This window comes from Enterococcus sp. (assembly GCF_022711995.1).
Classification (GTDB): domain Bacteria; phylum Bacillota; class Bacilli; order Lactobacillales; family Enterococcaceae; genus Enterococcus_D.
Window position 1 is genome coordinate 48076 of record NZ_JALAHI010000073.1, and the last position, 12753, is coordinate 60828.

The window sequence follows — 12753 nt, forward strand, 5'->3', positions numbered from 1 at the left end:
CCTCGTAATGGATCATCCATTCTGAATGACCCCTTACTGTTGATGCACTAGCGTTCTCTCGTCTTGTTTCTCATTTTTATTTCAGTGAAATAGGGTGCTTAAATATCTTTCCCGTTGGAGGCAATCACCTGTTTGTACCAGTCAAATGATTTTTTCTTTCTCCGTTTTAAATCACCTGAGCCGTCATTTTCTTTATTGACATGAATAAACCCATACCGTTTTTTCATTTCACCAGTTCCAGCAGAAATCAAATCGATGCAGCCCCACATCGTATAAGCAATTAACTCTACGCCATCTTCGATTGCTTCATCCATCGCAATCACGTGTTGGCGTAAATAGTCGATGCGATAATCATCAATGATTTCGCCTGCCTCATTAATGGTGTCCTCGGCACCTAAGCCATTCTCCACCACCATCAGTGGCACTTCATAGCGATCATATAGCTTATTCAATGTAAACCGCAATCCTGTAGGATCGATTTGCCAGCCCCACTCACTTGCTTTCAAGTACGGGTTCTTGATGCCGCCTAAGAGATTACCGGCAGTCATTTCTTTTCCGTTCTCAACGCTGGCACAATTTGAGGAGTAATAAGAGAACGAATAAAAATCAACCTTGCCCTCTTCCAACAATTGCTCTTCTCCCGGCTCAAAAGTAATAGTCACATTGTTTTTCTTAAAATATTCCTTGATAAAGAACGGATATTTTCCTTTTACTTGAACATCCCCGCAATAATTATTAAAGTGATTGTCCCATTGTTGAACCAATAACACATCCTCTGGGTTAGGTGTTAGTGGATAAAAGGTCATATGTGCCAGCATACAGCCAATTTGAAACTCCGGATTGATTTTGTGTCCTTCAACAACAGTTTTCGCACTAGCAACAAACACATGATGAAGGGCTTGATAGCGACGCTGTAGGTCATCTACAGGATCAAACGGGTCTACTGTCTCTTCGTCTAATATTCCCAACACATTCAAATTGCCAAAAGGCATAGAGGCAAAGTTGATTTCATTAAAAGTCAACCAATACTTCACCTTGTCTTTGTAGCGCGCCATCACTGTTGTCGAGTAGCGAACAAAACAATCGATCACTCGACGATCAGCAAAACCATTATATTTTTTTACTAACTGGTACGGAATCTCAAAATGACTCAAAGTAACTAATGGCTCAATGCCGTATTTCAAACATTCATCAAATACTTGATCGTAAAATTTCAATCCTTCTTCATTCGGTTCAAGTTCATCACCATTAGGAAAAATTCGACTCCAAGCGATTGATAAACGGAAGACTTTAAAACCCATTTCTGCAAACAAAGCAATGTCTTCTTTGTAATGATGGTAAAAATCGATGGCTTGATGACTAGGGTAGTATTCCTCTGGCAAAATCTCGCGATCAAATTGTCTTTTCTTAGTCAGACTGCCCCCTCGCATATGGTCTGAAATACTTTCCCCTTTTCCACCTACATTCCAGGCACCTTCACATTGATTGGCTGCTACTGCGCCGCCCCATAAAAAATTTGTTGGATAACTCATTTTTCCACTCTCCTATTCGTTTGTTTTATCAATTAATCAGTGTCAAAATCTCATGTCCTGATTCAAAACGTTTCTTCTCATTGACCATCGATACAACATCCACATAATCTTGCGTATTGGTGATCACAACGGGTGTTTGAACAGAAAAACCTGCAGCTTTGATAGCCGCAATGTCAAAACTCAAAAGTAACTCTCCTTGTTTCACATGCTGTCCTTTTTCGACATGACTTTCAAAATACTGACCATCCAATTTCACTGTATCCAATCCCACGTGGATCAATACTTCTGCACCATTATCAGAAATCAGTCCGATGGCATGTTTCGTAGGAAAAAGTGTCATGATTGTTCCATCACAAGGGGCAAATACTTTCCCTTCTGAAGGCTCGATACCAAATCCTTGTCCTAGAAGACCTTCAGAAAAAGCTGAATCTTTGATTTCGCTCAATGGCAAGATTTCCCCTTGGATCGGTGTGACGATTTGTTCTTTGCGATTTAATGGCTTCTCAGCAGTTTTTGGTTCCAACACATCGTCCTTGTAAAGAACATAAGCAGCGATAAAACTAACCACAAATGCGACAACAATTCCAATGACCAGATTGATCAAGTCCGACATAGAGCCGGTTTCAGGATTGATTGCTCCTGGAAGAGAAAAGATGCCCATACCAGCCATAGTGTACATTTTTACATTCAGAAATCCGGTGATTGCGCCCCCCAGCGCACCTCCGATACAAGATAAGACAAACATTTTGATTCGGGGCAGCGTGACACCATAAATCGCTGGTTCCGTCACACCAAAAATTCCTGAGATCCACGCCGGAAAGGCAATGTTTTTTAACTTGCGGTCGTTACTCTTCAGCCAAATAGCCAATACAACTGCTGTTTGAGCAAAGCTGACACTACCAAGTAATGGCATGAAGCTATCCGGTGTTCCAGAAACCAATGCAGTGATCGATGGAATCAATAGCATCATATGGACCCCTAACATAACAAAGACTTGCCAAAATCCTCCGACAACCAGACCTGCCACGATTGGACTGAAAGCGATGATTGCTTGCATAATATCTCCTAGGAAGAACCCTAACATATTTGCAAGTGGACCAATCACAATATACCCAATTGGAATTGCAATCAGTAAGACTAAAATCGGAACAATAAAGGTCTTGACCACATCAGGAATCACTTTATTGAAAAACCGTTCCAAAGGCGCTTCAAGTGCGACAATCAAAATGACTGGTAAGACTGATGATGTATAGGTGGCATTCATTTGAAAACCGGAAAAATTCATATCGATGCCATTGATAGCAGGATAACAAAGTATCAACCCGGTGACTAAACCTAAAAATTGATTGACATTCAATTTGCGAGCCGTATTTAATCCTAGCACCACTGGTAGAAAGAAGAACATAGCGTCGCCAATCGCATTCATTAATTCATAATACGAGCTATCCATCCCGTACAAGCCAGTCACACTTAAGATTGTATTTATTCCTTTAATAATCCCAGATGCCGAAAGTAAAGCAATGGAAGGTAACATAATACCTGTGACTAAGTCAAAAAACTTTTCTTTGAAACTCATCGCTTTCTTCTCACTACTCCCACTGCTTTGAGAAGCGATACCAGCCACTTCAGTCACTTCTCGGTAAACTTCAGGCACGTGATTGCCAATCACGACTTGGTATTGACCGCCGGTTTTCATAACAGTTACGACGCCTTCCATATTCTTCAAAACGTCATCATTTGCTTTTCCTTCATCTTTCAAGTTAAAGCGCAAACGGGTCACACAATGGGCTAATGCCACAATATTTTCTTTTCCGCCGACATTTTCGACGATATCTTTTGCTAAAGCTGTGTATTTTGCCATTTTTATCAACCTTTCTTCTCTTATTAAGTATTTTTATAAACCAAACGCTCGATATGAATGATCAAATACGATTTTTCTTCATCTGAAACTTGATAATTGTAGTGGGAAGCGATGTAAGTCTCAATTCGTTTCACGCATTGAAAAGCATTTGGATACTTGATTTCTAGTATCTGCAACAAACCGTCGCCTTCCTCACCGTATTGACTTTTAGTCAAAACCCGTTGCGCGAAAAATTTTATGTGTGTAATAAATCGATAATGATAAACACTTTCTTCATTTAATTCGATTTTGAAGAAGTATTTAACAATATTTGATATCTCCTGCATCAGCTTCGTCATTTCTGAAATATCGTCAACAGAACTATCCAATTCTGCGTTTACGATATGGTTCGCAATAAATGCGGCTTCATCTTTGGGCAGTCGTACATTGAATTGTTTCTCAATAATTGCCAGTGCTTCTAATCCAACATCAAATTCATCTTTATAAAATCGTTTAATATCCCAAATCAATGCATTTTTTAATTCGATGCCTTCTTGAAACCTTCGCAAGGAAGTATAAATATGATCCGTTAAAGAAATAATCAAACTTTCATTCAAGCGTTTCCCTATGTGGGTTTTCGCATAGCTGATAATGTCATCTGCCACTTCGATATGCTTTAAAGGAATATCTGCTAATAGCTGTTGAAACTTCTGATTCATCGCATCATTTTGAATAACAAATTTTTTATTTATTTTTGTTTCGTCTATTTCATCCCCTTTCTTTTTCTGAAATGCGATTCCCGGTCCACAAACAATTTGCTCCCGTTCATTTTCGCCAATAATGCTGACAGCGTTATTGTTCAACACGCGAAAAATCTTCATTCCATTTTTCCCCCTCCTTTTCACACAAAAAAACCTATCTGTGGGTACGACAAAAAACGTGTACTCACAGATAGGTTTAGCTTGTTAAAAAACAATGACCATCCTATCCAAGGATGTTTAATTTTCTATATAATAACACAGAGAAAAAAAGTTGTAAACCCTTTCTTTTAATCCGCCCACTGAGGCCTTCTAATCAGTGAGCCCAAGGACTGCGCTTATCCTAATTCCTCAATCATAGCCACCGCCCGTTTGATTCCTTCATCTTTCGTTCCCTCCAATACGACATAGCAGTAAGGTTTGTATTGGTCAACGATTTGTAAAACGGCTTGATAAGGAATGATTCCTTCTCCTAAAGGGACAGAAACAATGCGATCCTCTTCAATCACATAGTCTTTCAAGTGGAGACAGACAATTCGTTCACCAAATTTCTCAAAGGCCTCTGCAACGATTTCCACTTGTTTGCTTGCCGTTTCCGGAGTGATGAGATTGGTAGGGTCATAGACGATGCCCAGAAAATCAGAAGGAACTCTTGCGATCAATTCCTGAATTCGGTCATTGGAAAATAGAGGATGATTTAATCCTGCTTCGATCCCAACCATTGTTTGACAACGTTCCCCAGTTTTTACCAACCGCTGTACAACAGTTACAAGGTCATCGAAAACTTCATCTGTGAAATTTTCTTCCGTGTAACCAAGTGTGGGAATAACGGAACCCGTTTCCGAAGCAACCATTGACGCTCCAAAATAGCGTGCATGAAAAAGATAGCGTTCAAACTTTTGCAAAATCTTTTCTCGTTCATCCGCATCCGGATGAATCAAATTACTATAACAGCTTAGTAATGCCACTTGAACCCCTTGTTGCCCAAATTCATTTTTGAAAAAAGTTCCCATTCCTGGATTGATCTGGGCAGCAGCACTAAGTTCCGGAAATGAAGCATTTAGTGCAAATTGAACATTCTTGATGCCTTTTTCAGCGATTTCATAGGCGAGATCTTGCGGGTCACGAGCCTTTGTTAAGTCGTGCCCTCGAACAGCGAGATTAAACATCTTTTCAGTCCTTTCTTTACCATAATGAAAGCCAATGACCCTTCATGCGGATGAGGGCTTCTAAATAATAGTAATCCCCCCAAATGGATGGCGTATTGACACCATTCCCTTTCGGCATATTGTAAACAGATTGTGTCAAAAAGCCATCGGCCTCAGCTTTCGTCGAATAGTTCTGCTTTAAAGATAGCATAATGCTACTTACAATACGAGAGTATAATTGTCTTTCTTGGCTATTGAACAAATCATATTCTAACAATTCCAACAGTCCACAAACCAAGATAGCCATACTGGAGGTATCCCGTTCTTGATTGCCTTCAACAAAATCCAAGTCCCAATAACAGATAAGATCTTCCGGCAAGCGATTGATAAAATAATTTGCTAGTTTCTTACTTAACTCAAAGTATTTGGGATCTTTCAGGTAACGGTAACTCAAAGCAAAACCGTATACTCCCCATGCTTGGCCTCTTGCCCAACAAGAATCATCATTAAAGCCTTGATGCGTGCTCCCATACTTAGGTTGCCCTGTTTCAACATCCATATAAAATGTATGATATGTGGAGGCATCTTCTCGAACTAAATAATCTGCTGCATTTTTGATATGATTACTGGCTGCTTCACTGAATTTCATATCGCCGGTTTCTTCACTGGCCCAATATAAAAGTGGAAGATTCATACAACAATCCATGATCATTCTTCCTTGTTGACTAGGTTCATTTGCACTTCCCCATGCTTGGATAACTCCAGCTTTTTGCCAGTACCGATTTAATAACGTCTCAGCAGCCGTAATCGATGCTTCTTTGGCTAGAGCAGAACCGGTCAATTTATACTCAGCAACTGTTGAGAGAGAAAACAGAAAGCCTAAATCATGGTGATCCGTCACAATTTGCTTCTGGATGCGTTCAATAAAGCTCTGATCAATGTCGTAGGCTAATTTTTTATAATAATCCTTCTGTGTTTCTTCAAATAAAAGCCAGATAATGCCGGACCAAAACCCCTCTGTCCAGCCAATATTCTCTCGCAGTGGATAAAGATCATTCTCAGGGCATTCCGCTGGAAACTCTTCGGAAACCTTCGAAATGCGTTTTAGCAACTGTTGAATGTGACTTTGGCACCTTACTATCTCATTATTGATATCATTTTTAGTAAAGGAAGCTTTTGCAAAACGTTCTATTCTTTTGATTTCTTCCATTTTTACATTGTCTATCATCTAATCATCCTTTTACTCATCCAAATTAATTGTTTTATCTCTATCATTGTTAGCAATTCTCACGATGCTGTCTGATAAAAACGTGATATCAAATTTTTGGGCCCATTTTTGTTTTGCATGGTCTTTTGAGGGATGTCCGTATATCCCTGTGATCAAGAAATGTTCTCCTGCAGTCAGCAAGCACTCTACACCAGGAAGAAATGTATTTTCCCAAGTCATGATACTTGTATTTGGGTAACAAGTAACAGGACTTTGTCTATAACTCTGAGGCCAACAAAAAACTTTTAATCCAGTAAAACCATTTTTATTTGTAGCAAAGTGTTCATTTTCAGAAGATGCTACTTTTGTGTCTATCTCCGGAGGTGCACTTAATGCAAAGCCGGTCTCATAAACCATATAGTCCTTCTTTAAGAACAAACGATGAACGCGGATTTGCCAACCGTCAAAAGGAATCAGCCAAGTGCGGATTGAAGAACCATCAGGAATTCTCCAAGTAGAAGCACTATAGGTATTCGTTACTCGACTGTTTTCTACATTGTTTCGGACAAGATAGTTTCCTTCCAACCTATCAATTGATGCTTCGTCATGAGAGTAACTTCTGCGAAGTCCGATCATTGAGTCCATTGCAAAGCTGCTTTTCGTTTCATAGGAACGTGGGATCGAAAAACCGAAATAACTAGAATAGGCAAATTTTAAATATTTCTCATTTGACAACAAATGATAGTTAACACCTGTTTGCCCAGCGTTCAAAAATACAGTATGCTGTCCGTCATGCATAGCGATCATCTTCGCTTTGCTCAAAGGATATGTTTCTTGCCTTGCTTTCAGAGGAATCGCTTTTGTTGTCCAAAAAGGATGATTATCCGGTAAATCAAGTAACAGAAACAATTTATTAAGCCATAGTGGAGACAGTGTACTATTATATGGCTCTGTGACAGTTAATTGTTCATATGTGTAGCCCAGTGATAAAATCCCATTTTCGTCAAAAATTTCTTTTTCAAGCCACCAACTGATATTTCTTTGGATAATTCCTTTCATTTCACCTAAGCTAATGGGAGTTAATCCCGCCCAGACCATGGCCGACCAAAAGCAAGAGACGGCAAACCGATAAATCATGCTTCTACCAAATGGAACGTTGGCTCCATTTTCGGCAAAAAAATGGTGATAGTCTTTAGAAAAACGTAACGCTCGTTGCTGATAAATAGCGCTTATCTCTGCATCAGGTTCTAAAACACTATAAACCAACCCATAGTAATGAAAAGCAAATGGATTATAATAATCCTGCCTACCTCGTGAACTATCTCGATACCAGCCTTCTCCCAAGTAACAATCCTCAATTTTTTCAAAGGCAGCCAGATAATCTCGATCATTGATTGAAAAACCCAGACGTTTCAAGACTGTTCCAACGATTACTTTAAAAAATTGCCAATTTCCATCTGCGCATTCTTTTTCTAAAATCTGACTAAGCCAATTAGCAATTTGTTGTTGTTCCTGTGAAGAAAACTGGTTCCAGAGTAAGTTTTCATGGTAAATCAATGCCAAAGCAATCGCTGGCATTTCCACGATTCTTTGGTCCCGATCGTTTATCTCGCCCCAATAATCAGGATGGTTTGGATCTGTTCCACACTTGATACCAGATACGATCATCTGAAACCATTCTTGATCTAACTGATTGAATGCTGGCCCAGCTCCCCAAAGGACTCTGGAAAACCCTTCAATCTCAGCTATTTTATTGCCATAGCCTACACCATTATGAATATATTTGATTCTAGCTCCACTTTGACTATAAAAAGGTCTCAGTGGCGTATTGATTCTTTTGAACAATTGAAAGTATTCTTCTTTGCTTCCCTTATAAAAGTAATTTCCCATCCAATACTTTCCCTTCTACCAAATAAATAGATGCTTCTCTTTTAGGCGCAATAATGCCTCAAAAAAGAAATAATCACTGTATATAACATGAACGTTTTGTGTCAAATACCGATGATAAGCTTCTGTAGCACCACCGATAATGCCATCGCTTTTCGTATTCCAATCTGCATATTCAGATACGATTGCCTGCAAAATTTTTATTGCATAACTCTTATAGTATTCCTTCTCTTCTTTAATCACCCAATTTGAAAGCTCTAGCAAGCCGCAAACAGCACAGAGTCCAGCGCTCGTGTCAAAAATTTGTTCATTTTCAGGAGTCAGAAAATCAGCTTTTGGAATGTATTCTGTTTCCTTAACAAAACGAATGAAAGAATTAGCTAATTCTTTTGCAAGCAACAAATCATTTGTTTTTTGTGTATGTCGGTAACTTAAAATAAATCCATAGAGTGCCCATGCATGTCCTCTACTCCAAGCCGAATCAGCGCTATATCCTTGTCCAGCAATATACTGAATAAAACTACCATTTTCCGGATCAAAACAAGCAATATGTCCAGTTGTACCATTAGGACGAACAAGAAATCGGGCCGTTGTTTCTGCATGACGCTCCGCAATTTTATAGAAGCGAGGATCACCAGTAACTGCAGATGCCCAATACAGAAGCGGCAAATTCATCATCGAGTCGATGATCATCCATCCCGGTTTATCATCATTCCATGCAACGATATAATTACCATCAATATTAAACCGTCCAGCAAGCAGATTGGCTGCATGAAGTCCTGTATAAAACGACTGTTCATCCTTGGTTTTGCGGTAGTGGGCAACTGCAGAAGGCAGAAAAAGAAAGCCAACATCATGATGAACATCGCGAAAATTGCTCAAAGCATCCATCAGTCTATTTTCTTGTTGTTTTGCTTTTTCAAAAAAAATTATTTCATCGGTATAATGATACGCTTGCCAGAGAATACCACTCCAAAATCCATTGGTCCACCAATCGATACCACGTTCTTCAACTACATCAGTATAAATTCCGTCATAAGCGATATAAGGAATTTTATTTCCTAAGCGATAAACGGATGCCTTGATTTTATCTACTGCTTTTTCGAGACAATCATCGATCCAAAGATTTAGTTGTTTATCCATACAATCTCCTTCTGGTTCTTTTTAGAACAAGTATGCACAAGAACAGAAAACCCATCAAGCATAGGATTTATTTATTTGAAGCACCGATATCATTTCCTTTGAATTTCGATTGCGCCCACACATAAATCAGAACCATTGGGATCACAGATGTCGCAAGGACTAACATCAATGCGCCATAATTAATAGGCTCACCGGTACTAGAGATCGTAAGATTTCGAATAATCAAAGGGACCGTAAATTTATCATTGTCTGATAACATGACTAATGGGAATAAGTATTGGTTCCAACTACCCATAAATATCAATAATCCGCTGGTAATAATCGAGGGCCTAAGGATTGGCACAGCAATTTTGTAAAAAATAGTCCATTCATTCGCACCATCGATCCTTGCTGCTTCCATCAATGATGTTGGAAATTGCTGGCTATACTGTCTCATCATAAATACTGAAGTTGTACTAGCAATAGCAGGAATAATCACTCCTGCATAAGTATTGGTTAATCCCATTCGTGCCATTAAATAGAAAAGTGGAATCAAAGTAGTAAAAAATGGGACCATTCGTGATACCATCACCATATTGAAGAATAAACCACTTCCTTTAAACTTGTATTTCGCCAAAGCATATCCTGCCATCGTTGAGCTAACAGTTGCGAGAAACGTACTTAGAACAGCAATAACGATTGAGTTCCAGATTATCAGCAAATAATTGTACCGCTCTGTCAACATTTTCCAATTGGTTGCCAGTTGATCACTAAATTTAAAATTAATGCCACCACTCAAAATTTCTTGATTACTTTGAGTTGAAGCAACTAGCATATATAAATAAGGCAATAAAAAGATGGCCGAACCTACGATCAGTAGAAGATAGGTTCCAAATTTTGTCGTTTTCTTTGGATTATTCATCGTTATCTCCTCCAAATTTAAACTGAATTACTGAAAGAATCATTGAAACAAAAACCATCGTCCATGCAATTGCAGAAGCTTTCCCAAAGTCAACCATTTCAAAACTCGTCTTGTACAAATTCACTCCAACAACTAATGCTGCATTTTCGGGACCGTTGGAAGTACCAAAGAAAATATTTGGGACATTGAAAGTTCCCAAGCCATTGATCGTTGCCAAAACCGTCGCCATTAATATGACCGGTTTTAACATTGGTATCGTCAAATTAAAGAACTGTCTTATTTTCGATGCCCCATCGATTTCCGCACTTTCATACATTTCCGTAGATATTCCTTGTAGACCAGCCAGAAATAGAATCGTATTGTAGCCAACATTCATCCAGATCATAGTAATGATCATTGAAATCCTGATCCACAAAGGATCTGTCAGCCATTGGATAGGTGCTAGACCGATAGCACTCAAAAAGCCATTGAACAAGCCAGACGGATTGAAAAAAGTCATAAAAACAGAGGCAACAGCAACGGTAGAGGTAATCGTGGGAATATAATAAACCGTTCTGAAAAAGCCTTTTCCTCTGATAGTCGGTGAATTAAGCAATACTGCAAAAAAGACTGCTAACAAAATCGTAATCGGGATTGAACCAACCATGATAATCAAAATGTTTGTGTATGAAGTAACAAACAAAGGATCTCTGAATATGTCGATGTAGTTTTTTAAACCCACAAATTTGAAATTGTACCCAATCTCCATAAAACTAAATGCAAAAGAAATGACGATAGGAATCAAAATTGTGATAACAAAAAATATTACAAACGGTAAAATAAACCCATAAGCACTAGTTTGATGAATGAGAGAATGGCTTTTTTTGGGTTTCGTGTGCTTTTTGACTGATAATACGTTTAACATCCTTCTTTCCTCCTACTATTTATTTATTTTTATTCCATACTTATTGGCAAAATTGTCAGCCTCTTGCAAATATGAGTCAGAGAATGATTCGGTACTCCAATATTTATATGCTGCTGTTGTTATATAAGAAGTCGCATCTGAGTAATTTGGTGGTAAAAACATGGCAGCAGTATTTTGATTTAAATCGAAAATAAGCTGATTATACTTTTGATCACCAAAATAAGCGAAGCCATTATTTGCAGCCGAAGTATCATACGCTTTCTGATTTGAAGCTGCTACCCCTTCCTTCAGCGCAATAGCCAAACTTTTCTCGTTTGTCATCATAAAAGTGAGAAATTGTTGGGCAACATCCGGGTGATGGGCATCTTTAGGAACATAAAAACTGGAACCGCCTGAAATAGGAACAAAACTTGATTGATTATCAGTGAAGGGAATCATTCCAGCAATCCGCCATTTTCCTGCTGCATCAGGAAAGTTCAACGACATATTTGTGGCATACCATCCGCCTGCTACAAACATAGCGGATTCTTGAAATGCTTTTTCTGCATCTTGAGAACCGTAAAAGTTAACAATCCCTGCATCGATCATTTTTTTGATTACTTTCGCTGCGTTGATCGCTTCTGTTCCTAGATTGAGGTTTCCAGCCTTATCAAACAGTGGCATTCCCTGCTGTGCCATCAGATCAATGAAGAATTCTTGATCGCCAGCTTCAGGCAGAGCGATCCCATATACTCCGGTCTTCTCTTTTATTTTTTTTGCGACTTCAATATATTCATCCCATGATTTGATGGTGTCAAAATGAACACCGACGGATTCAAACAATGCTGGTTGATAAAAAGAAACTGCTGGCGTAAAGTCGCTTGCCCATGGAATGATGGTATTATTATTTGTTTGATTACGTAACAGACTCAATTTTTGTTCAAAAAAATTTTTGCCAAACTTATCATAGAATCCAAAATCTGAAGCACTATAAAAAGCATCTTGAAATTTCGAGATTACACCTGAAGCAGCTGAATCAGAAATCGATACAATATCCGGCATATCCTCGTGGGTCACCAATTTAGGGGAAATCATTTGAACCGTTGCTGTTCCGGAAGCCACATTTGTAATCTTTAGATCAATGTTCGCTCCTGTCTCTTGATTGTAGAGTTCAGCAACAGACGTAACATAATTGGTGAGTTTTCCACTTGCAACATATACTTCTAATGTTGTTTTTTTTGTGATAGTTTTGTCATCAATTGTAATATTGGAAGTTGTTTTTTCACTTTTCTTGCAACCACTCATGCACAAAACTATTAGAAAAATACTTACAATAATTGTTTTTTTCTTTGACAGCATAGCTACATTTCATCTCCTTGTTTTATACAATACTTGATGTCTCCAGAAGGATTTTTTCCGCTTGATAATGAAGCGGTTACATCACGTTTCTATAG

Annotated in this window: 10 protein-coding genes; all 10 read right to left on the reverse strand. The window is 38.6% G+C overall.

The window, feature by feature from the left end:
- Positions 1 to 98: 98 nt before the first annotated feature.
- Positions 99 to 1532, reverse strand: a complete 1434-nt coding sequence (locus tag Q0A12_RS07145) for a glycoside hydrolase family 1 protein (protein WP_291291971.1) — start codon at positions 1530 to 1532, stop codon at positions 99 to 101.
- Between the two features lie 28 nt (positions 1533 to 1560).
- Entirely contained in the window at positions 1561 to 3393 is a 1833-nt protein-coding gene (locus Q0A12_RS07150) for a beta-glucoside-specific PTS transporter subunit IIABC (RefSeq protein ID WP_291291972.1), read from the reverse strand.
- A 23-nt stretch (positions 3394 to 3416) separates the two neighbouring features.
- Positions 3417 to 4253, reverse strand: a complete 837-nt coding sequence (gene licT, locus Q0A12_RS07155; RefSeq protein WP_291291973.1) for a BglG family transcription antiterminator LicT — start codon at positions 4251 to 4253, stop codon at positions 3417 to 3419.
- 215 nt (positions 4254 to 4468) lie between these two features.
- Positions 4469 to 5299 (reverse strand): sugar phosphate isomerase/epimerase, encoded by an 831-nt coding sequence (locus tag Q0A12_RS07160; RefSeq protein ID WP_291291974.1) that lies wholly within the window; start codon positions 5297 to 5299, stop codon positions 4469 to 4471.
- A 16-nt stretch (positions 5300 to 5315) separates the two neighbouring features.
- On the reverse strand, positions 5316 to 6506 hold the full coding sequence (locus tag Q0A12_RS07165) for a glycoside hydrolase family 88 protein (protein WP_291291975.1): 1191 nt from the start codon (positions 6504 to 6506) through the stop codon (positions 5316 to 5318).
- 12 nt (positions 6507 to 6518) lie between these two features.
- Positions 6519 to 8375, reverse strand: coding sequence for a DUF2264 domain-containing protein (locus Q0A12_RS07170; protein ID WP_291291976.1), 1857 nt, complete (start codon positions 8373 to 8375; stop codon positions 6519 to 6521).
- A 15-nt stretch (positions 8376 to 8390) separates the two neighbouring features.
- Positions 8391 to 9515, reverse strand: coding sequence for a glycoside hydrolase family 88 protein (locus Q0A12_RS07175; RefSeq protein ID WP_291291977.1), 1125 nt, complete (start codon positions 9513 to 9515; stop codon positions 8391 to 8393).
- Between the two features lie 67 nt (positions 9516 to 9582).
- A complete protein-coding gene (locus tag Q0A12_RS07180; protein WP_291291978.1) occupies positions 9583 to 10416 on the reverse strand; it encodes a carbohydrate ABC transporter permease in 834 nt (277 codons plus the stop codon).
- Positions 10409 to 11320, reverse strand: a complete 912-nt coding sequence (locus tag Q0A12_RS07185; protein ID WP_291291979.1) for a sugar ABC transporter permease — start codon at positions 11318 to 11320, stop codon at positions 10409 to 10411. The genes Q0A12_RS07180 and Q0A12_RS07185 overlap by 8 nt, the downstream gene beginning before the upstream one ends.
- 15 nt (positions 11321 to 11335) lie before the next feature.
- The gene (locus tag Q0A12_RS07190) at positions 11336 to 12604 is read right to left on the reverse strand and encodes an extracellular solute-binding protein (RefSeq protein ID WP_291291980.1); all 1269 of its coding nucleotides are present in this window, start codon (positions 12602 to 12604) and stop codon (positions 11336 to 11338) included.
- Positions 12605 to 12753: the final 149 nt, after the last annotated feature.

Excerpts from the sequence above, each read along its gene's own strand:
- Q0A12_RS07145 (WP_291291971.1), bottom strand. The coding sequence starts at position 1,532 with ATGAGTTATCCAACAAATTTTTTATGGGGCGGCGCAGTAGCAGCCAAT.
- Q0A12_RS07150 (WP_291291972.1), bottom strand. The coding sequence starts at position 3,393 with ATGGCAAAATACACAGCTTTAGCAAAAGATATCGTCGAAAATGTCGGC.
- licT (WP_291291973.1), bottom strand. The coding sequence starts at position 4,253 with ATGAAGATTTTTCGCGTGTTGAACAATAACGCTGTCAGCATTATTGGC.
- Q0A12_RS07160 (WP_291291974.1), bottom strand. The coding sequence starts at position 5,299 with ATGTTTAATCTCGCTGTTCGAGGGCACGACTTAACAAAGGCTCGTGAC.
- Q0A12_RS07165 (WP_291291975.1), bottom strand. The coding sequence starts at position 6,506 with ATGATAGACAATGTAAAAATGGAAGAAATCAAAAGAATAGAACGTTTT.
- Q0A12_RS07170 (WP_291291976.1), bottom strand. The coding sequence starts at position 8,375 with ATGGGAAATTACTTTTATAAGGGAAGCAAAGAAGAATACTTTCAATTG.
- Q0A12_RS07175 (WP_291291977.1), bottom strand. The coding sequence starts at position 9,515 with ATGGATAAACAACTAAATCTTTGGATCGATGATTGTCTCGAAAAAGCA.
- Q0A12_RS07180 (WP_291291978.1), bottom strand. The coding sequence starts at position 10,416 with ATGAATAATCCAAAGAAAACGACAAAATTTGGAACCTATCTTCTACTG.
- Q0A12_RS07185 (WP_291291979.1), bottom strand. The coding sequence starts at position 11,320 with ATGTTAAACGTATTATCAGTCAAAAAGCACACGAAACCCAAAAAAAGC.
- Q0A12_RS07190 (WP_291291980.1), bottom strand. The coding sequence starts at position 12,604 with ATGAGTGGTTGCAAGAAAAGTGAAAAAACAACTTCCAATATTACAATT.